Source organism: Pseudomonas sp. TAE6080, assembly GCF_018732265.1.
GTDB lineage: Bacteria > Pseudomonadota > Gammaproteobacteria > Pseudomonadales > Pseudomonadaceae > Aquipseudomonas > Aquipseudomonas brenneri.
In genome coordinates this window covers 17,346-38,173 of the sequence record NZ_JAHIDY010000050.1, presented here as the reverse complement: position 1 = coordinate 38,173, position 20,828 = coordinate 17,346, and the positions used below count along the sequence as shown (strand labels likewise).

The 20,828-nt window shown below is 54.1% G+C and carries 20 protein-coding genes; 11 read left to right on the top strand and 9 right to left on the bottom strand.

The window, feature by feature from the left end:
* Positions 1-107 precede the first annotated feature (107 nt).
* Together KL786_RS26025 and KL786_RS26020 are read left to right on the top strand one after the other, a co-directional pair.
* On the top strand, positions 108-1,430 hold the full coding sequence (locus KL786_RS26025; RefSeq protein ID WP_033902241.1) for an OprD family porin: 1,323 nt from the start codon (positions 108-110) through the stop codon (positions 1,428-1,430).
* A gap of 232 nt (positions 1,431-1,662) precedes the next feature.
* Positions 1,663-1,992 carry a DUF2790 domain-containing protein gene (locus KL786_RS26020; protein ID WP_033902240.1) on the top strand — a complete coding sequence of 110 codons (330 nt, stop codon included), beginning with the start codon at positions 1,663-1,665 and terminating at the stop codon, positions 1,990-1,992.
* Positions 1,993-2,773: 781 nt separating this feature from the next.
* Here the strand turns inward: KL786_RS26020 and KL786_RS26015 are convergent.
* Positions 2,774-4,081, bottom strand: a complete 1,308-nt coding sequence (locus KL786_RS26015; RefSeq protein WP_034139959.1) for an MFS transporter — start codon at positions 4,079-4,081, stop codon at positions 2,774-2,776.
* A gap of 264 nt (positions 4,082-4,345) precedes the next feature.
* Here KL786_RS26015 and KL786_RS26010 point away from each other — a divergent pair, with 264 nt between their 5' ends.
* On the top strand, positions 4,346-4,498 hold the full coding sequence (locus KL786_RS26010) for a YHYH domain-containing protein (RefSeq protein WP_223817870.1): 153 nt from the start codon (positions 4,346-4,348) through the stop codon (positions 4,496-4,498).
* A 104-nt stretch (positions 4,499-4,602) separates the two neighbouring features.
* Here the strand turns inward: KL786_RS26010 and chrA are convergent, their stop codons facing one another.
* The 7 genes from chrA to KL786_RS25975 all read right to left on the bottom strand — a co-directional run bounded on the left by chrA (position 4,603) and on the right by KL786_RS25975 (position 10,762).
* Positions 4,603-5,961: a chromate efflux transporter gene (gene chrA, locus KL786_RS26005; protein ID WP_033898332.1), complete on the bottom strand. Its 1,359-nt coding sequence runs from the start codon at positions 5,959-5,961 to the stop codon at positions 4,603-4,605.
* Positions 5,954-6,898 carry a chromate resistance protein ChrB domain-containing protein gene (locus tag KL786_RS26000; RefSeq protein ID WP_033898333.1) on the bottom strand — a complete coding sequence of 315 codons (945 nt, stop codon included), beginning with the start codon at positions 6,896-6,898 and terminating at the stop codon, positions 5,954-5,956. Before KL786_RS26000 ends, chrA begins: the two co-directional genes overlap by 8 nt.
* Before the next feature lie 132 nt (positions 6,899-7,030).
* On the bottom strand, positions 7,031-7,507 hold the full coding sequence (locus KL786_RS25995) for a hypothetical protein (RefSeq protein ID WP_032894812.1): 477 nt from the start codon (positions 7,505-7,507) through the stop codon (positions 7,031-7,033).
* Positions 7,504-7,713 (bottom strand): hypothetical protein, encoded by a 210-nt coding sequence (locus tag KL786_RS25990; RefSeq protein ID WP_033898334.1) that lies wholly within the window; start codon positions 7,711-7,713, stop codon positions 7,504-7,506. Before KL786_RS25990 ends, KL786_RS25995 begins: the two co-directional genes overlap by 4 nt.
* A 191-nt stretch (positions 7,714-7,904) precedes the next feature.
* On the bottom strand, positions 7,905-8,585 hold the full coding sequence (locus tag KL786_RS25985; RefSeq protein WP_033898335.1) for a competence protein CoiA: 681 nt from the start codon (positions 8,583-8,585) through the stop codon (positions 7,905-7,907).
* Between the two features lie 125 nt (positions 8,586-8,710).
* Positions 8,711-9,139: a hypothetical protein gene (locus KL786_RS25980; RefSeq protein ID WP_215519414.1), complete on the bottom strand. Its 429-nt coding sequence runs from the start codon at positions 9,137-9,139 to the stop codon at positions 8,711-8,713.
* A gap of 750 nt (positions 9,140-9,889) precedes the next feature.
* Positions 9,890-10,762: a helix-turn-helix transcriptional regulator gene (locus KL786_RS25975; protein WP_033898336.1), complete on the bottom strand. Its 873-nt coding sequence runs from the start codon at positions 10,760-10,762 to the stop codon at positions 9,890-9,892.
* Positions 10,763-10,881: 119 nt separating this feature from the next.
* Here KL786_RS25975 and KL786_RS25970 point away from each other — a divergent pair, with 119 nt between their 5' ends.
* The 8 genes from KL786_RS25970 to KL786_RS25935 all read left to right on the top strand — a co-directional run bounded on the left by KL786_RS25970 (position 10,882) and on the right by KL786_RS25935 (position 19,659).
* Positions 10,882-11,139 carry a hypothetical protein gene (locus KL786_RS25970; RefSeq protein WP_033898341.1) on the top strand — a complete coding sequence of 86 codons (258 nt, stop codon included), beginning with the start codon at positions 10,882-10,884 and terminating at the stop codon, positions 11,137-11,139.
* A gap of 10 nt (positions 11,140-11,149) precedes the next feature.
* Entirely contained in the window at positions 11,150-12,202 is a 1,053-nt protein-coding gene (locus KL786_RS25965; protein WP_033898343.1) for an ADP-ribosylglycohydrolase family protein, read from the top strand.
* A 208-nt stretch (positions 12,203-12,410) separates the two neighbouring features.
* Positions 12,411-12,614 (top strand): helix-turn-helix domain-containing protein, encoded by a 204-nt coding sequence (locus KL786_RS25960; RefSeq protein ID WP_033898344.1) that lies wholly within the window; start codon positions 12,411-12,413, stop codon positions 12,612-12,614.
* Positions 12,607-13,218 carry a DUF1819 family protein gene (locus KL786_RS25955; RefSeq protein ID WP_033898345.1) on the top strand — a complete coding sequence of 204 codons (612 nt, stop codon included), beginning with the start codon at positions 12,607-12,609 and terminating at the stop codon, positions 13,216-13,218. Before KL786_RS25960 ends, KL786_RS25955 begins: the two co-directional genes overlap by 8 nt.
* The gene (locus KL786_RS25950) at positions 13,215-13,871 is read left to right on the top strand and encodes a DUF1788 domain-containing protein (protein ID WP_033898346.1); all 657 of its coding nucleotides are present in this window, start codon (positions 13,215-13,217) and stop codon (positions 13,869-13,871) included. Before KL786_RS25955 ends, KL786_RS25950 begins: the two co-directional genes overlap by 4 nt.
* A gap of 11 nt (positions 13,872-13,882) precedes the next feature.
* Positions 13,883-17,440 carry a BREX system P-loop protein BrxC gene (brxC, locus tag KL786_RS25945; RefSeq protein WP_033898350.1) on the top strand — a complete coding sequence of 1,186 codons (3,558 nt, stop codon included), beginning with the start codon at positions 13,883-13,885 and terminating at the stop codon, positions 17,438-17,440.
* Between the two features lie 71 nt (positions 17,441-17,511).
* Positions 17,512-19,308, top strand: coding sequence for a BREX-1 system adenine-specific DNA-methyltransferase PglX (pglX, locus tag KL786_RS25940; RefSeq protein ID WP_033898351.1), 1,797 nt, complete (start codon positions 17,512-17,514; stop codon positions 19,306-19,308).
* A gap of 9 nt (positions 19,309-19,317) precedes the next feature.
* Entirely contained in the window at positions 19,318-19,659 is a 342-nt protein-coding gene (locus KL786_RS25935) for a hypothetical protein (protein WP_126644778.1), read from the top strand.
* Positions 19,660-19,778: 119 nt separating this feature from the next.
* On the opposite strand, the gene suhB is transcribed toward KL786_RS25935, so the two are convergent.
* Positions 19,779-20,594, bottom strand: a complete 816-nt coding sequence (suhB, locus tag KL786_RS25930) for a type III secretion system regulator SuhB (RefSeq protein ID WP_033898354.1) — start codon at positions 20,592-20,594, stop codon at positions 19,779-19,781.
* Positions 20,595-20,828: the final 234 nt, after the last annotated feature.

Sequence of the window (20,828 nt, the reverse complement as noted above, 5' to 3'; positions counted from 1 at the left end):
TGAGGCTCCTGCTTCAATTCAATAACCGTGTTGCACTCAGCTCCTGCAACCGCCCCATTATAAAAAAGGCCGTCATCATAAGAAACTGCCAAATCTTCGGAGCAGACATGACTAGGATAACCAAGATCTCAACAGGCGTATTAGCGGCAATAGCTGGGTTTAGCTCAGTCGCCTATAGTGCAGAGAAGTCAGAAGGTTTTGTTGAAGGTAGTAAATTTACCGTTACCAGCAGAACATTCTATTTCAACAGGGATAATCGTAATGGTGAAACTGCACCAGGGGGGGCGGGATATTCTGAGGCGACTGCTCAAGCATTCATTGCGAAATTCAATTCTGGTTACACCCAAGGGACGATTGGTTTCGGACTAGATGCTTTCGCCATGATCGGCTTGAAATTGGACACTGGTGGCGGACGCAATGGTGGGCGAAGTTCGTTTGATGTTCTTCCAGTTGACAGTAACGGGGATGCCCGTGATGAGTACACTAAAATTGGAGGCGCCGCGAAGATTCGCGCCTTTGATACGGAGCTCAAAGTAGGCGACGTGTTTCCTACCAGCCCAGTAGTGTATTACGGTGATTCGCGTCTACTTCCTGAGTCTTTTAGAGGTACTATATTTTCCAATAACAGCATCAAAGGCCTGACATTGCAAGGTGGCCGGCTCCATTCTATGAGTCAGCCTGTATCAAGCGATATGAGGGATGGTTTTGCGACCTTCTACGCAGGCCCTGTAAACTCACCAGGAATGAGCTATTTCGGTGGTGACTACGTTCTAAATGAGAACGTAAGTTTCGCGTTGCATGCTGGCCAACTTCAGGATGTATGGAATCAAACGTATTTCGGTACGAACCTCAGCTACGCTCTCACAGATAATCTCGCGTTGATCGGTGGTTTTAATTACTATCGTGCAGTTGACGAAGGCAAGAAGTTATTAGGTGAATTTGATACCAATATTTGGAGCGGGCGTTTTGGTGTTCAGTTTGGTGGCCACACACTCGCCTTAACCCACCAACGAAACAATGGCGAAAACGACTTCGACTATTTACGACAATCCGACTCTGTTTTCTTGGACAACTCAATACAATATAGTGATTTCAACGCCCCCAAGGAAAAATCTTGGATGCTGCGTTATGATCTGAGCATGAAGTCGTACGGGGTTCCTGGACTCAGCTTTATGACGCGTTATGGCCGAGGTAGTGATATTGACTACTCGAGTGCGAATAGTGTCTACATGCGCCGTGATGCCGAGGGCAGTCCGCTCGTGAATCAAAAGAGGTGGGAGCGCGACATCGAAGCAAAATATGTAGTTCAAACTGGAAAAATGAAAGATATGTCATTCCGCATACGCCAGTCTAATACACGCGCGACTCAATTTGAGTCTGACCTGGATGAGTTTAGGCTAATTGTAGAATACCCTCTTGTTTCTTTGTAAGCGGGCTAGACGTAAACGGAACAAAATTTGATTGTGAACTTGGCCTTGATCTAATTTGCACGTCGCTATTTTTATAGATTTTTAGCTATGAATGTTTGCGTGCAAGTTTGATTGGGGGCTGATTGATCTTTCAGCCGTCTAGATCACTGTTAAAGCTAGCGCCCTTTGGGCGCTTTCTAATTCAAATCTTGTGGTTTAAGGCAAATTCAAACTAAAGGGTGTGGGTTACGACATGAAGACTATTAAGATTTCAGTTTTTATCGCGCTTGCTTTTGCGTCGCAATTTATTAATGCGCAAACGCAATCGAAGACAGACGTTGAAAGGGTTGAGCGCGCCAACAAGGTTGCGCTCGAGAATTATGCCAGCAAAGTCGGCGAACCAGTTCCTGAAGTTAAGGATTATGTGTATGGCATGAAGCTAGACGTTGCCAAGACTATACATGTTTCCCCACCAGTAAAATATTGTGGAAATGTCGATAGCTATATGAGTTATCAGGACTCTCAAGGAAAGCTTCACTCCATTCGATATATCCTGCAGGGCGACTGTCCCCAAAAGCGTTAACGCAATTTTTTACCATGACCCCTCGGCTACGCTTCACTGCCTATTTCGCCGTTATCAGCCTCCATCGCAAATCCTTTCATGGCATGTGGTAGGCCGAGGGTTAGCGGACTGCTCATATGCACGCCGACAGTGCGTTTCTATCGGCTCGCCATATACCGGTTGGCGCTAGTTTGAATTCGAGCATGGAGACGTGAGTTCTCGGCCTTACTGATCCCCCCTAAACACATTCCCCTCTAATTTGATCCTCCCCTACCATCAAATAGACCGTACAAAGAGTAGCACCATTCGCTTGATGCCAATGCTTACTGCCATGTCCGCTGCGTCGAAGCTGATGACGGCCAGTTAAGCCAGCACCAGGCTAGAAGGCTTGCATGCAGCGGGAAGCGGTTTCGTATGTGGTGCTCAACATGATTGGAGGCCTGCCTCGCAACAAGCGCGTCCTTTCGTTTGGTCAAAATTGTGTAGGTTCCTCCGTTCAAGAATAAGCGTGTGTCATTTCTCCGTGTCTACGACAACCGACTTTGCCGGTATAGCACGCACTTTTCGTTTCGCGCCTACCAGGGCTAACGTTTCCAGCAATGCAAGTCGCCGGTAGTGCCGAGCGATGTAGCGGGTACAAAAGAAAATCAAAAAAAACTGTTTCAATCGGGTGAGGTTCATGATCCCCCAAAGCCTCTCGCTTACCTATTTTCTGATCATCATCCAGTTGTATGTGACAGCTCTTGTCGATGCATCACTAAATTTTGCTCTGGACTCGAAGGCTTGAGAACTCTTCGCTCCATCAGCGTGGCCACCGACGATGTAGATCATCAATCACATACGGGTGTTCATGCCTTTCTGCGTTGGTGTCGTCAACATGGGCACGATTGTCTGATAGTTCATCATGAGTGTGCTCGACGATTTCTCGATCATGAGCTGGTCGCCAGATGAGGCTACTCATGATAAGCGAGCCTGCTGCCAAGACCGCTAGCGCAATGAACGATGCGGCCAGGCCGTAGTGTGCTCCCAACCATCCCGCCAGAGGGTAAGTGATTAACCAGCAGGCATGGGATAAGGCGAACTGGGCAGCAAATAATGCTGGACGATCTTCAGCATGTGCTGAGCGACGCAAGATGCGACCGCTAGGAGTCTGGGCAAGGGAGTAGCCAACCCCAAGCACCAACCATAGTGGTAGAAGCAAGTTATAAGTGGTGACGTTAATGCCAACCGCTAAACCCGCGACCAATATCCCTCCGCCGAACAGCATGGCAGTTCGGTCTTTGATGTTTTTCAGCAGCCTGGGCAAGACCAAGGCTGACACCATCGACCCTCCCCCAAACGCTGCCAGGGCCAAAGCAGTGGAACTCTGAGGCAGAGCGAAGCGCGACTGCACCAGAACTACTGTATTGACGATCACCATGGCGCTAGCGGCAGCTACCGTAAGATTGAGCGCCAACAGTCCCCGTAACCGGGGCGTAGCTAGGAATATGCGCATACCACGGGTGGTTCGTTCATAAATGCTGCGTCGTGGTACCTGTTTCGCTTTGGGTAGCAGCACCGTAGCGACTAGAGCCGCAGAAGCAAGGAAACCAATGACCGTACCCGCGAACAGATTATGAAAGCTGATCACGGTCAGCAGTGCAGCGGCGAGCATCGGACTGGCAACACTTTCGAGATCGTAGGCCAGACGCGATAGTGACAAGGCACGGGTGTAGTCATCCTCATCCGGCAGGATGTCTGGAATGGTCGCCTGGAACGTCGGAGTGAACGCTGCCGAAGCGGACTGAAGGACGAAAATCAGCACGTAGATTTGCCAGATTTCCGTTACAAACGGCAGTGCAAGTGCGACCAGTGCTCGCACAAGATCCAGTGAAACCAGCATTGCCCGACGCGGTAGACGTTCTGCAAAAGCCGCTGCAATCGGTGCAACGCCGATGTATGCCGTCATCTTGATTGCTAACGCCGTACCTAGGACGGCGCCGGCTTGGGCTCCTGCGAGGTCGAACGCCAGTAGTCCTAATGCGACAGTGGCAAGACCAGTCCCCACAAGCGCAATCACTTGTGCGAGAAAGAGGTGGCGGTAGGTTCGATTGGCTAAGATTTTCAGCATGAGAAATCTCACATAAGGACACACGCGCCCAGTTGGTTGCCGAGCTTTTCTCGAATTAACAAAGCGACGAGTTGTTCGCTTATCGAGGATTCGTATCCCCCTGGGGGGGATATGAAGTCATCCTAAACTAGAGCCGGCATTAGCTCAAGAAGCAGCCGATCAGTCGCTCATCGAATATTTGCGAAATCAAGCAGGATGCGCTTGCTCGGTGAAGGCACTTAGCCATACGCTGCCGGGCGTGAGACCTCTCACGGATATAAAAATATGAGCAAGGAGCAGACCCTGATGAAGCTGTCCGCCATTTTGATCGCCGCTTTACTTTCGATTACGTCCGTTGCTGCCTTCTCGCACAGCGGCGGTACTGATTCAAAAGGTTGCCATCGAAACCATAAAACCAACGACTACCACTGCCATTAAATGGCAAAAGCCCAGCGTCAGGCTGGGCTTTGGTGTGAGCTGGTCACTTCAGATCTGAAGGGGCCTGGGTGTCTGACGGACGCTGTTTAATCCGCTCGTGATAGCTAGCGCAACAGATGTACTGCTAGACCAGCGAGCGCACAGGCCATCAGTACCTGAATGACGCCGCGCTTGAAGCGGAACAATGCTATTGCCGCTGCGATGGCGATTACTGCTGAAGGCCAGTCGAGGTTGCCGCTGAAGCCTTTCGGCCAAAGCACGTGATACCCGAAGAAGCACGCCAGATTGAGGATCACCCCAACTACGGCGGCGGTGATGGCGGTAAGCGGTGCAGTGAACTTGAGTTCGTTGTGGGTCGACTCAACCAGAGGGCCACCCGCAAGGATGAACAGGAACGAAGGTAAGAAGGTGAACCAGGTCACCAGGGCAGCTGCGACAGCTCCGGCCAGAAACACCTGATCAGCCCCGAACACTTGCGAGACATAGGCCCCGACGAAGCCGACGAAAGCCACCACCATGATCAGCGGCCCTGGCGTGGTTTCCCCCAGCGCAAGGCCGTCGATCATCTGTGTCGGGGTTAGCCAGCCATAGTGACCGACTGCGCCTTGATAGACATACGGCAGTACGGCATAAGCCCCGCCGAAGGTCAGCAATGCAGCTTTGGTAAAGAACCAGCTCATCTGGGTCAGGGTTCCTTCCCACCCAAAGAGCGCGGTCAAAACACCCATCGGCAAAGCCCATAGCACGGCACTAATCAGTGCGAGTGAGGCCAATTTCAACCAGCTGAACCGAGCATGTTCGGGGGACGGCGTGTCGTCATCGATTAAGGCCGGGCCGAAGGATTTTTTGGCGGCGCTATGGCCACCGGCTCTGAATTTTTCGGGTGCCATTCGCCCCCCGAAATAGCCAATCAACGCTGCCCCTAAGACGATCAGCGGGAACGGAACATTGAATGCAAAGATGGCGGCAAATGAAGCCGCTGCTATCGCCCACAGCCAATTATTCTTCAGTGCCCGAGAGCCGATTCTATGCGCCGCCTGCACCACGATGGCCGTCACGGCGGGCTTGATGCCGTAGAAAAGTCCGGCTACCACGGGTACTTCGCCGAACGCGATGTACATCCACGACAGCGCGATCAGGATGAATAGTGAGGGCAGCACAAACAGCGCGCCGGCGACCACGCCTCCCCACGTTCGATGCATCAGCCAACCAATGTAAGTCGCCAGTTGCTGAGCCTCGGGCCCTGGCAACAACATGCAGTAATTGAGGGCATGTAGAAATCTGCGTTCTGAAATCCAGCGTCGCCGCTCCACCAACTCCTGATGCATGATCGAGATCTGGCCCGCAGGCCCGCCGAAGCTAATGAAACCGAGCTTCAACCAGAACCAGAACGCCTCACGCAGACTAATCTGTTCAGGCCTCAACGGATTCGCTTCAACCTCTGGTGCCATAACTTTACTCATTGGGTTGCTCCTCTTTCACAAACCCGGCGAGCAGGCCGTCGAAGATGGCGCTCGCGGCAGCCAGAAGTTGGTCGTCGTCGGAAATGGTCTCTCGCAGCCCAGCAAGCACCCGCTGAATCCCGGCAGCCTCCACCGGCTGAATATCGCCAACATCGAGGTAATGCACAAGGGCAGCAATGCGACCTAGACCTTGTATCTGGATTTGAAAACTGGCCTGTAGGGTTTCAAAGGTGACGCGGTTACCAACATGGCTGAAGGTTGCGTCATCAAAATCAAACCCCAAGGCGTTGACTGGGCAGTCCTGTGGAGTGTTCAGCCAGACGATCTGAGCTTGCGGGTCGATGAAGCGGCGGATCAACCAGGCACAGGCGAGCCGGTCGACCCAGGGACGTTTACGCGTTGCCCAGATACGGCCCTGATAATCGCTGAGATTGAGTACCGATATCGGTTGATTACTGCTGTGCGGCTCATCCGGCGACAGGGCTCTACTGACTGCCGTCTCTAACTCCTGTAGAGCCGCATCAATCTGGTGCTTTGGTTCACCTGGGAAGTAATCGATGCTCGCTATCTGATCGTAGGCTTTGCGCAGCTTGCGGATTTGTTTGGTCGTCGCCAGCGCATTTTCAGCATTCAACTGCTCACGGCAGCCTTCGATCTCTCCACCAAGTTTGGTGTAGTCATCCTTGCGGTCGAAAAACTCGATAAAGCGCTCACCGTTGGGATCAACTACAGGCAGGAGGTAGGCGGTGCCATTGATGGCCAATATGTCTCGTTCGACAGAAGTCAGAGCTTCGCGGCAAGCGCTGGTATCAGGGAGCAGGTAAACACCGTCACGGAGTACAGCGGCACCTGAAGCTTTCAAGGCACGCCAGGCTCGCATGCGCTCGGTGGCGTTGGCGGTGGGTAAGCCAAGGATCAATGCGAGCCAATTTTTCATGTAGGAATATCTACTCGATATGTAGTAATCGCTACGCTACTCCTTGCTGCAAGGCTTGGGAAGCGGTGCTCAACAAAAGCAGTTGTTCAGAGGGCATTCGGAAGAAGGAACAGACACGCAGACTTGCGGTGGTCATTGCGAGCGAAGCCAAGCTTCCATTTTTTGCAACCTTCCTCTACGTAAAAGCACCGGTTTCCCTAAATCCAACATCACCAACAATCCCTGCCTTTCGCATGTTGAAGGGAACCAATCAGCGATTTCGACGTTGCAGCGTTTGGCGTCACCTACCGCCCACTTAATAATCATGTCTGCTGCGGCACGGTAGTGATCCGCCATGAACAGCCTTTTGCCGTCTTCTGACCAGCCTCTCATCGCAAGCTCGTCGGTTACGTCGATGAGTCCAGCGTCTCCAAAGAAATCGGTCGTATCTGGATAATGAATACCTGCCAAGGACACCTTGGCCACGCCGGATTTTCGGTCGAAGTAAGACAGGAAATGCCATCCTCCCGTTGTACTACCTGGATCTGGAAAATTGATCGCAGCTTTGCCAGTGATGTAGTGCGTGCGGGAAACGCGTTTGAGATCAAAATCGAAAAGCGGCTGGTTCATGGGAGTGTTTTGAGCCGGGCCAGCCCCTGTTTGATATGACCAGCGTTCTCACCAATTGTGTAAAGCGCACCACGGACGTTGTCGCCGACTTCCGCATGTCCCTGGGCTTCCACCTGGAGGGTCAGCTCCATGAGCGCAGCCTCAAGGGCCAGCTGGTTTTGGTACATCCTTTCCAGCACATCTGATAGCGAGTATTCACTGGGCATCTACATGGACTCCTTGATGTCGACCCAGCATAGCTCGATGATGAGTCAGCAAGTGTCTTGCGGGTATAGGCATACCCTGAGAGCACCTTATGAGCGTCCCGTCCCTAAGTAGTCTCAAGGTGTTTGATTTGCAAGCTAGAACAGCAAGAAGCCCGAAGGACAGAGATGCCCGCTAGACACTTGGTCGGTTTTTATTGACCCGCCGTACCGGATTTATCAGAGGCCGGGCCTCCATTGAAGCTAAAATCGGTGGTGCCGTTGGTGATCCATTCGACCAGCTTTTCCTTGTGAGTGTAAGCCACCACTCCACGTTTTTGAGTCGGATCGAATCTTAAGACGCGCCATATACCGAAATCGGGGCCGAAGTCGATGAACACGGGTTTGGAAACCCACCAGCGAGCAAAAAGCTTGCTGCGGGAATGCCAGCTAAATGAAGCCAGTCCATTCTCCGACACTTTCGACAAACCCATTCTGAAGTTGTACCTGTCGAACTCAGTCCGCGTGCCATCGATCACCCAGATCATATTTTGATAGTAGTTTTGCCTCGCGATTACCTCTTCAGGATGTATCGTCGATCTCTGAAACTCAATAACCATCCCTGAAGGCGTTCGGACATCTGCTATATGTCTCTCCCCTGAGGACGCTTGCAACACAACTTCCTGCCACTCGGTTGGGAACATATTCTTCCAATCGCGATGCCATGCCGTTTCCGTTTCCCACCACGGATCGCAATTGTCCAAACGTTTATGAGCCCAATGCCAGACGACATGGTTCCCGCATTTAGCGACAGTCTGGGAACCACAAAAACTGCAAACACCACGTGCTTTTGGAGTGGCCTCTACACGAGCGCCTTCAAGCAATGAGTATTTCATTTTCTTCCTTGATGATAAAAATGAGGGGCGGTAGCTCTTAACTTCCTAGTTGTCAGTACCTTGTGACCCACAGGACGAAAGACAAATATCTGAACACGGTAGTCGTCGTGTCGCTCTGGCCTCTTTCAACAATTGCTCAGCGTACATAGCCGGATCATCATCTGGCAGCGGGTAGCCTGCAGCAGATAGAGCTTCGGCGCGCTCTTCAATGAGCAGACGCTCGGGATCGCGAACCGTTTGGTAGGCTCTGCCAGTTTCATGCATAACGAAACGTCCGCTACGCCGCCCCCAACCATGGCCACCGCCGTACCGATACCAGGAATGACGCCTGCCAAGGACGTTGCACCGCCGGTGGCCGCTGCCATTTTGGAGTAGCGCTCGATGATCTTGTCAGTAACCAGCACCTGGATGCGCTCGCCGCTGGCATCCGGCTCTGCCTTGCGGACCTGGCCTTCATACTGAGAGACCAGTTCCCGGGCGTCCTTGGGCGTGATGGCAATGGCCTCGACAAGTTTCATCAGAGAGGAGCCGTTGTCTTCCTTTTCTTCCGTCATGTGAAACCTCTGTCCGTGTGCTGACTAAAAATTCTGGGGCGCAGATAGAGATGTGTTCAATTTCGCCCTTTTCTCAAGGACAGGAATGACAAGGACTCTCCGCCGGACGCTAATAGTGGCACTTGGCTTCTTTTAGGTAAACTGCAATATCTGGTAAGCCCGGTCCGTCCCCACTTATCAGTGAAGACGGGCCTGATCGCGAAAGACTGCAAAGCGGTCGTCCTTGTCGGTCATTACAACGCCGAATCGTGCCCTGTTTTCAGCGTTCTGGTTTCAGCGCCATCCAACAACACCGTATCCACCAACGCCTGGCCATCTCGGCCGAATGTAAGACCGACCACAACAATCCTTGCTGCACATCAACGTACTGTCACAGGCGGCATTGGTCGTGTCGCAGGTACACTTCAAATGCAGAGAGGCGTGGGTCAGGGCATCTTTGGCATTGATGCAGGCATGGACAGAGAAGAGTAGTTCATCGCCTGCATCGCACGAGCCAAGGTGTAGTTGTCAATGATGGCTGAGTTAGGACCGTTTCTAGCGCACTCACAAGACTCTTCGTTTGTCATTGAAAGTGGAACCCCCAAGCGAGTTAGGTTTTCAGCCGGGAAGACGGGCTCGTGATTTGCAGAGCTGCCTTTGAAGCCGCATTGGAGTATCTGCGCATTCACGGTCATCACGCCGGTAACCCGTGTGCAATTGAGTCGGGACTGCCCAATTGAAAACACTCATATTGAGCAAGGCCCTGCTGGTTCACTCGTACAACCAAGGCTTCAACTCATCCAGATTCTTCACCACGATCTGCTGCGCCGCCGCTTTGGGATCGAGCTTTTTCGGATCGATCTGAAAGCGTTGCAACACGTACTTGACCAGGGCTCGGCGTGTCGGAATGACCAGCAAGCCATCTAGCATCCCGAAGTCGGCTTCGATGATCGCCTTCTGTTCCGGCTTGAGGCGTGAGTCGGGTTCGATGATCACGGCCACTTCGGTGTTCCAGTCTTCGTCCCCGCCGATGAGGTTCTCAGTCTTGCGTTCGAACTCCGGTTGGCCGCGCAAACGACTCAGCACAAAATCCCGATATTCACGATTCTTCTCGCAATACGCCCGCACATGCCAGCGCATGCCGGTGTAGACCAGGGTGTGTGGCGCAATCAGGCGTGTTTCCGGAGACGGATTGGCGAGTGAAACGTATTCGATTTCAATAACCTCGCTGTCGCGGCAAGCCTTGAGCAATGGGCGCAACACTTCGGGTCTGATCGTCCGGTCCGGCACTTCCAGGACCATGGTGTGGGCATACGCCAGGGCCAACCCTTCGACATGAGGTGCGCGGGAATGGGTCTGGTTCAGCAGGTGTAGATAGGCGCTGGCGCTGTCGTCAATGAACAGTGGTTTGAACAGTTTGCTCGGCACATAGCCCTTGAGCTGCTTGTCATATGTCAAGTTTCGGGGCGCATGTTCGGTGATGTAGGTATTGATGTCTTTGGACGCCTGCTGGCGGCTGATGCCAAAGCTCTGGATCAAGTGCCCCGTGGTCAATCGGCCCTCCCACCAGGCAACGGTCTCAATCAAACGGTAGCGAAGTGCCAGGTCCCAGCGGACTTGTTCGATGGACTGCTTGCGTTTCATAACCTCTCCATGTGCGCGAATACTTTACCTGTACAAGTCTACATTCTAGACCTGTCACTAAACACTACATATCGTGTGTTTGTCTTTTAGATGAATCGAATTCACGGAAGGAAGTGGGCATGAGTATGTCGGAAGCAGTTTCGACGGGTGCATTGGTGATGATGGGGGCAATCCTGCTGGTGCTTCTGCTGCAGTGTCTGAGGTTACGTGAACTCTGGCAAATGGCTCTTGGCTTCCAAAAGGACGTGCGCTGGTCGCGGATTTGGGAAATGGAAAACCGGGAACTGCGTTCGGCGCTGCGAGCTGAGAAAGAGCACATCGAGCAGTTGCAAAGAAAGCTGGTGATTTTGCAGGAATTGATCCCGGCAGAGGGATAAGGGAAAGGACATGAACAGACTTGAACGGATCAAAGGCTGTCTGCTGGGCGGTGCCGTCGGCGATGCGTTGGGCGCCCCGGTGGAGTTCCTCGAATGGCCTGCAATCGAAGCTAAATTCGGTCCACAAGGTATTGTTGATTTTGCCCCTGCTTTCGGTATCACCGGCGCCATCACCGACGACACGCAGATGATGCTCTTCACGGCCGAAGGCTTACTGCGGGCTTATGTGCGCGGCAGTTCGCGAGGGATTTGCCACGTTCCCAGCATTATCCATGATGCATTGCTGCGCTGGTTGATGACCCAGGATTACCCTACGGCGATGCCTGTCAGCAGGGATGGGTGGCTGATCGAGCAACCGGAACTCTGGTCTCGCCGCGCCCCTGGCACTACCTGCCTAGGTGCACTTAAGGCCAGTTCGCGGCTGGGGGCTGTCGCGGAGAACAACAGTAAAGGCTGCGGCGCCGTGATGCGTGTCGCTCCCTGTGCGTTCTTTGCCAACGCCTTTGACTATGCTAGCCAGTCCGGGCGGTTGACCCACGGACACCCTACGGGCTACCTGGCGGCTGGGTTGTTCGCCGATATTCTCCAGCGCATTGTCGATCGGCAAGATAGCCTAGAGCACGCAGTCACTCAAAGCTTGGCCAATTACGGGCAAAAGCCCGGTATGGAAGAAACACGTATCCTCATCGAGCGCGTGCTGTTCTTCTTTTACGAAGGCTACCAGCCCACCCCGCAACGCATCGGCGAACTCGGTGGCGGTTGGGTCGCCGAAGAAGCGTTGGCTATTGGACTGTGGTGCGCCCTGACGGCGCGCTCGTTCGAGGAGGGGGTGATCATTGCGGTGAATCACGGTGGCGATAGCGACAGCACCGGGCTGATCGCCGGGCACCTGTTGGGGGTTCAGTATGGTGCTGCGGCGATACCTGCACGTTGGTTCAAACAATTGGAGTTGCGCGAGGTGATTGCGCAGATTGCCGAGGATATTGAGCGCGTTCCGCGTGATTACTGTGGGTATGGCGGAGAGTTCGATCATCTGATCGAGCAGATGTATCCCGGCGGGTGAGGGAACTGATGGCGACGCATTTTCATTTCGCCACTGAGCTATTCGCTGCGTAGGCTTACCAAAGCAAACTCGCTAGGCTGCCCTTTGAAGCCATCTTGAAGTGGCACAGGCATTTGTCAGGCATTAAATCCTGAAAAGCAGCTTTAACCTTATTAAAACCGACAAAAACGGCTAATATCGGCACGTTTTTTTATCGGCAGATTTAGCTATGACTGATCGTTGGCACAGTGTTGATGAAATTGCCGAACACCTCGGCGTCAGCAAGGACACTGTTTATGCATGGATCGCCAAACGCAGCATGCCAGCCCACAAGGTCGGTCGGTTGTGGAAGTTCCAGAAGGTTGAGGTGGATACCTGGGTCAAAGCTGGCGGAGCCAGTGACGAATCGCAACAGGCGCAAAGCGATGGCTGAGCGTTATCGTCTTTCTTTCACCACGGGTGGCCTGTTTTTGCAGGAAGCACCGCTGGTTGTGGAGCGCTATCTAGTGCTGCGTGATTGGAAGCAAACACGGGAGCAGGTGCGTGGTGAGAACCTGTTGCAAGTTCGTACATCAGCTGCTGCTACACGTATCAGTAAGGAGTTGATCGCGCGTCTGGAGCTGTTGGATCCAGAGGAGCTGGAGTTCTTGGTGGATGGCAGCCTGCGCGAGCAAGGCTACCTCCTGTGGGCTGCAACTTGCCGGCGCTATGCTTTCATCCGCGACTTCGCCCGCGAAGTTCTGCGCGAGCATTACCTGCTTATGCGCCGCAAACTCACGACAAGCGATTACGATGCCTTCTGCAATGCCAAAGCTTTGTGGCATGCCGAGCTGGATGAATTGGCTGCGTCCACGCAAAGCAAATTGCGGCAAAACCTGTTCCGCATGTTGCGGGATGCCGACTTGATCAGCGAACAGCACCAGATTCAGCCTGTGTTGATAACTCCAGCGCTGGCCCATTTACTGGCTCGCCACGATAACGAGCAATTGCTGATATTCCCGGCAACTGACCATGAACTTAAAAGGTGGCTGCAATGAGCCAAAAAATCAGTCAGCAGCCGCTGGCAGCCCGCTTTGAACACCTGTTGAACGTCATGAGCGGTCAGCGCTTTCTGGAAATGAAGGGGCTGAATAATGATCTGCCGTTCTACATCTGCGAATTCAAGGCGGCTGAAGCCTTTGAGATACAACGCATGCAGCGGCAACTGGTCAACACGTTGGCCGGTCTGCGTATCAATTGTTTGCAGGGACGTGGTGTAAAGGTATTGGAAATCAGCCTGTACGACCTGACCATCGACCTGCTAAAGGCTCGTGAGGGCAGTGACGAAGGTGTCAGCTTGTGGGAGCAGATCCGGGAGGTTGAGTCAGATGTGGAAAAAGAAGGTCTGCTAGAGCTTTTGCAGGGTGTATTGGACATCAAAGAACACCTGATCCCGGCAATTGGCGAACGTATTGCCCAAGCGGATTACGACGTGCTTTTCCTTTCCGGCATTGGTGAAGTGTTCCCCTATATTCGCTCGCACAACGTACTCAACAACTTACAAAGCACGGCCAAGGACAAGCCCACGGTGATGTTCTTCCCTGGTGAGTATAGGCATTCGCTGGAACAAGGCGCGTCACTGGAGCTGTTCGGTCTTCTGCACGACGACAAGTATTACCGTGCATTCAATATTTTCGAGTCTCAGGTGTAAGGAAGCAGTCAATGGAACTCAACGGCATTTTCAAAAACTCCGTCGGCCGCCCAATTGAAGGAGTGATCAAAGCTGACGACGAGACCAGCCTGTACAACGAGCTGAGCGAATACGTTCTCACTGATGAAGTTGCCAAGCGTCTTGAAAGCTTCCTCGATGCCTACACCGACTACCACCATGCCAATGGCGTCTGGGTGTCCGGTTTCTTCGGCTCGGGTAAGTCGCACCTGTTGAAAATGCTCGCCTTGTTGCTGGAAAACCGTCAGGTCGATGGTAGCACCGCACTGGACATTTTCTTGCCCAAGATCAAGGCCGACGACGAGCTGCTGCGCGCTCAGCTCAAGAAAGCCGCCGCCATCTCCTCGAAAAGCATCCTGTTCAACATCGACCAAAAGGCCGACATCATCAGTAAGACCCAGATCGACGCCTTGCTCTCGGTGTTCGTCAAAGTCTTTAACGAGATGTGCGGTTACTACGGAAAACAGGGTTATATCGCCCAGTTTGAGCGCGATCTTGACAGCCGCGAACTGTTCCGCCCGTTCAGGGACGCCTACCAGAGCGTCGCCAACAAGACCTGGGAGCGTGGTCGCGAACAGGCGCTGCTTGAGTCCGGCAACATCGCCAAGGCCTACGCCCAGATCACTGGTGAAGACCTGGCACAGGCCAAAGGCATCCTCGACAAATACCGCGCCCAGCACAGCGTCTCCATTGAAGACTTCGGCAATCAAGTCAAGGAATGGCTTGACAAGCAGCCGGCCAATTTTCGCCTGAACTTCTTTGTCGATGAGGTCGGTCAGTACATTGCCGACAACACTAAGCTCATGACTAACCTGCAAACCGTGGCTGAAAGCTTGGCGACCAAGTGCCAGGGCCGGGCATGGGTCATTGTCACCGCACAGGAGGATATGGACTCCGTGATGGGCGACATGAGCAAGCAACAAAGCAACGACTTCACCAAGATCCAGGCGCGCTTTGCCAACCGTCTCAAGCTCACCAGTGCCGACGTGGCCGAGGTGATCCAGAAACGCTTGCTGACCAAGAACGATTCCGGTGCCGAGCTGCTGAAAACCATCTACAACCAGCAGCTCAACAACTTCAAAACCCTGTTCGACTTTGCCGACGGCGGACAGCACTACCAGAACTTCCGTGATCTGGAGCACTTCACCTACTGCTACCCCTTCGTGCCGTACCAGTTCCCGCTGTTCCAGTCGGCCATCCGTGGCATATCCATGCACAACGGCTTTGAGGGCAAGGCCAACTCGGTGGGCGAACGCTCCATGCTCGGCGTATTCCGCGAAGTGGCCATGGCTATCGACAACGAGCCAGTCGGCCAGCTGGCCACCTTCGATCGCATGTTCGAAGGCATTCGCGGCGCGCTGAAAAGCGCTATTCAAAGCGCCATCAACAATGCCGAGCGGCACCTTGGCGACCCATACGCGGTGCGCGTGCTCAAAGCATTGTTCTTGGTCAAGTACGTCAAGGAGTTCAAGGCCACTCTGCGCAATCTCAATGTGTTGATGCTGGAGCGTTTTGGCGAAGACATTCCAGCCCAACGCAAGAAGCTGGAAGCGGCACTTAACTTGCTGGAGCAGCAAACCTACATCCAACGCAATGGCGAGCTCTACGAGTACCTGACCGACGAAGAGAAGGACATCGAAGAAGAGATCAAAAACACGGAGATCGAAACTGCCGATGTCATCAAGGAGCTGGAAACCCTGCTGTTTGATGGTGTGATCAAGCAGCGCAAGGTCCGCTATGAAAACGGCCAGGACTACGCCTATACGCGCAAAATGGACGACCGTTCGCTCAGTCGCGAGTTTGAGTTGGCCATCCACATTGTCACTCCGCTTAGTGACAACTTCGATAACCTCACCGTGCAGCGCATGCAGAGCATGGGACGTGATGAGCTGCGCGTGGTGCTGCCGGCTGATGCCCGGTTCATGCAGGATCTCACCCTGCACAAGCGCACTGAGAAATACATCCGACAGAACAGCAGCACCCAACAGGAAGCGGTCAAACGCATCATCGACGCCAAGGGCTTCCAGAACACCGAACGTCTGGCCGAGTTGCAGGATCGTGCCAAGGAGCTGCTCGGCAAAGCGCACTTGATAATTAACGCCGCCGACGTGGAGGCCACCAGCAGCGACGGTCAGGCCCGTATTCTCAAAGGTTTCTACCAGCTGATCGAAACTACTTATCCGAACCTGCGCATGCTGCGCGATGTGCCGTTCAACGAGAACGACATCGGCAAATACCTGCGCCAGGCCCAGGACGGTCTACTTGGCAACGACGCTACTAGCCTGACCGAGCCCGAGCAGGAACTACTGGCCTATATCCAGAGCAATGCTCGCAGCGGTGTGCGCACCACGGTCAAAACCCTGTTGGAGCGCTTCGAGCGCAAGAGCTACGGTTGGTACTACGCGGCCATTCTCTGCAACCTCGCGCTGCTTTGCGCACGTGGCAAGGTGGAGGTGCGGCAGGACAGCAACCCGCTGGAAGGCGACAACCTAGAGCGTAGCTTGCGCAACACCAACGCTCACACTACCTTGGTGCTGGAGCCGCAAATCGAGTTCAGCGCCTCCCAGGTTCGCCATCTCAAAGAATTCTTTGCCGACTTTTTCGACCGTCCCGCCAGCTGCAACGAAGCCCGCGCTCTGGCGCGTGAAACCATCGACGCCATCAAAGAGCTGGAGATTGATTTAGCCGACCTACATGGGCAAAAAGCCTTGTATGGATTCCTCTGCGTGCTAGATGGCGTGATGGCTACCCTCAAGGAAATCGCCGGCAAAAACGCCAGCTGGTTCCTTACCGACCTGTCCCGCGCCTCCGATGCCATGCTCGACACCAAAGAGCAGATCATTGAGCCGCTACGTCGTTTCATGGGTAGTCCGCAAAAAGCTATTTACGATCAGGCTCGCCAACTGGTGCAGGAGCAGGAAGACAATTTCGCCTATGTCGCCACAGGTGAGGTTGAAGCCATCAAGGCATTACTCACCGAGAATAAACCCTGGCAAGGCAACCGCCTGCAGCAGGCCAAACCGCAACTGGAGGCCCTGCAGCAAGCCATTGCTAACCAGCTAACCAGCGAAAAGGCTACTGCAGTCAGCCGGCTTGCCGAGTTGGAGCTGCGTCTGCAGGGGAGCAACGAGTACGGCAGTCTTAAGCCTGAGCAGCAGGCGCAGCTCGCTGCGCCGTTTGTTGAAGCTCGGCAGTCAATGCAAGGGCAGAAGCGTATCGCTATGATCCGCGATCAGCTGCGTGCCTTCGAGGACAACCAATACGCACAGTTACTGCTGAAATTGGAGCGACTGGCTCGTCCGCAACCGGTACCAGATCCAATCCCGCCCGTTTCTCCGCCGCCAGCGGGAAATAAGGGCATCGACTATCCGACGCCGCAAGGCGCAGAACCACCCAAAGTGGCCGAACCGCGCCTGGTGTCCGCACGTACTATTAAGGTGGGTTACAGCAAACCTTGGCTGGCCAGTGAATCCGAGCTGGATGATTACCTACGGCAGCAGCGCGAAGCCTGGCTGAAGGAAATCCAAGCAGGTAACCGCGTACAGATTTGAAACGGACAAGTGCCCCGATCATTTTCGTGAGACCACACAAATGATCGAGCAGGCCCATAAAGAGAATAATGATGGAAACTACCAGACTCAAGAAGTTCGCCCAGCACGCCCGTCGTCTGTTGCTGGAGCAAGTCGGCGCCAAGCTCGCCCTGGTACTCGATGCCAGCAGCGCCGCCCGCCGCGAGAATCCGCAGGCCGTGGCCCAGTTGGAAAAGCAGATTGCTGCATCCAACCGTGAGCAGCTCATCGACAAGGTGGCCTACACCTGGTTCAACCGCTTCTGCGCCCTGCGCTTTATGGACGTGAATGCCTATACGCGCATCCGCGTGGTATCGCCCGCTGACGAAGGCCAGTTCCAGCCGGAAATATTAGCTGAAGCCAAAGCTGGCCATATCGATGAAGATCGAGTGCCCGAAAAAATCAGCCGGCAGATCCAAGCCCTGCTCAGTGGCACCGCACCTAGCCACGACCCGCAGCAGGAAGCTTATCGCCTGTTGGTGGTGGCCGAGTGCAACAGTTTCCACAGCGCCATGCCTTACCTGTTCGAACGCATTGCCGATTACACCGAGCTGCTGATGCCTGATGACCTGCTCTCGGGCAATTCTGTTCTGGCCTACACCCGTGAAGCCATGACACCCGAGGCTTGCACGGATGTTGAGGTGATTGGCTGGCTCTACCAGTTTTATATCTCCGAGAAAAAAGACGCGGTATTTGAAGGGCTGAAAAAGAACCAAAAAATCAATCCTGACAATATTCCAGCCGCCACCCAGTTGTTTACCCCGCACTGGATCGTGCGCTACTTGGTGGAAAACTCCCTGGGTCGCCTGTGGATGCTCAACCACCCCGGCTCAGGTCTAGCTGGACAGATGGACTACTACATCAAGCCCGATGCTGATGAAGTCGACTTCCTCAAGATCACCCACCCCGAAGAAATCAAGGTTTGCGACCCGGCCTGCGGCTCTGGCCATATGCTCACCTATGCTTTCGACCTGCTCTATGCCATCTACGAAGAAGTGGGTACGGACCCAAGCGAGATCCCCGAGAAAATCCTTACCTACAATCTCTACGGCATCGAGCTGGACGAGCGAGCAGGGGAGTTGGCCGCTTTTGCCTTGACCATGAAGGCTCGTGCTAAACAGCGCCGCTTCTTCAACAAGGCCATCAAACCCAACATTTGCGTGTTGGAAAAGGTTGTGTTCAGCTCTGACGAGATGGATGAGTACATCACGGCCGTAGGGCGCGACCTGTTGACCCTTGACCTGCGCGAAACTCTCAAACAGTTTGAAGAGGCCGACAATTTTGGTTCGCTGATTCGCCCCAATATCACCAGCGTGCGAGACATGCTGCCGTTGCTTGAAGCCAAGGATATGGCCGGTAACCTGTTCCTCAAGGGCACCCATGACAAGGTGCTGAAGGTGCTGCACCAGACGGACTACCTGAGTCCGAAATATCCGGTGGTAGTGGCAAATCCGCCGTATATGGGAGGCAAAGGCATGAATGCGCGACTGGGCGCGTGGGCCAGGGAAAACTACCCCCGCAGCAAGTCCGATCTGTTTGCCATGTTTATCGAGCGCAACCTTGATCTGGTCATGCCTGCTGGCACGGTGGCGATGATTACCATGCAGAGCTGGATGTTCCTGTCGTCGTTCGAGTCATTGCGTGCACGCATTCTGGGTCAGCACACCATTCTCTCCATGGCCCACATGGGCGCCCGAGCATTTGACAGCATTGGCGGTGAGGTGGTCTCCACCACGGCCTTTGTGCTGGAGAACCAGCACAAGCCTGAATACAAGGGCGCCTATGTACGGTTGGTGGATGGCAACTCAGAAGCAGAGAAAGCGACAATGCTTGAGAGGGCTATTCAATGAGATTCACCCTTGAAGATTTTGGTAGGCGAGGGAGGGTTTGTATTTTTCGTCTCGCGGCTCCTCGCTGGATATCGAAAAGTATGGGAGGCGCTCGAGGAAAATCTTCAGGCCCTGCAGGAAAAAATCAAAGTCGACGATGAGAAGTGGATCGAAGAGACTGAATTTTATGGTCGATTGGAAGTTTGCTTGCAAGAGCATACGGTTGCGCACGACGACCGAAATTGGCGGTTTGCTGGTCTTTGTCGAGCACCTAGAGTTTTCCTCGGCTCTGGGCGCTCTAGCTTTGCAAACGTGACCGTTTTGGGTGTGGGGGAGAGGCTTGAGCGTCCGCTCCCCCAGCGAAAGCGATAACTGATTAAACATAAGTCCCGGCCAGAAAGCCAAGTCTTTGTCAGTGGTCTGACGTTTAAGTTGACATTATTTATTCATGGCTTTGCGTCAGAGCGCGATCTGGTGCTAGCAAGTACAGTTTAGCGCTTCAGCGAAGCCGGCAGGTGCGGCTGGATGGCCGTCAGAACTGCCTTGAAGCACTTGGTGTTGCCGGCAACGATGTGGCCTTTTTCAAGGAAGTCGTGGCCGCCGGTGAAGTCGCTCACCAGGCCGCCCGCTTCCTGGATCAGCAGGGCGCCTGCAGCCATGTCCCATTCGGACAGGCCGGACTCCCAGAACGCGTCATAACGACCAGCGGCAACGTAAGCCAGGTCCAGGCTCGCTGCGCCAGCGCGGCGGATGCCGGCGGTCTGGCCTACCAGGCTGCGGAACATGCCCAGGTAGTTGTCGAGGTTGTCCATCTGGTTGTCGCGGAACGGGAAGCCGGTACCCAGCAGGGCGCCTTCAAGGCTGGTGCGACCGCTGACACGCAGGCGACGACCGTTGAGCTGGGCGCCGCGACCACGGCTGGCGGTGAATTCTTCCTGGCGAACCGGGTCCAGAACCACTGCGTGTTCCAGGCGACCACGGTATTTGCAGGCGATGCTGACGGCGAAGTGTGGAACGCCGCGCAGGAAGTTGGTGGTGCCGTCCAGTGGGTCGATGATCCACAGGTAGTCTTCGCCTTCGCCGCTGCCGGCGTGCATGCCAGTCTCTTCGCCCATGATGGCGTGAGTCGGGTAAGCCTTGCGCAGGGCGTCGATGATTTTCTGTTCGGCGGCACGGTCCACTTCGGACACGTAGTCCTTGGCGTCCTTTTCGTCGACCTTGATGGTATCCAGGCGCTCAATGGAGCGGAAAATCAATTCACTGGCGCTGCGGGCTGCGCGCAGCGCGATATTCAGCATGGGCTGCATGGCGTGTTTCACCTAAGTCGTTAAAGAAAGGTGCGAATTCTAGCAGAGAACCTGTGCGATGGTAGTATTACAGAGTTCGCACTGGATGCTCTGGAGGCAGTTCTGTATGCACGCGCCCAATAACCCTGGGTCGCTCGATCCTCCACACCAAACGCAGCATCTCAGTGCGTGGAGATCAGCTATGCCGGGCGCTTGACCTAGGTCGGCATCGAGACATCGATGCGTAGTGGGCGG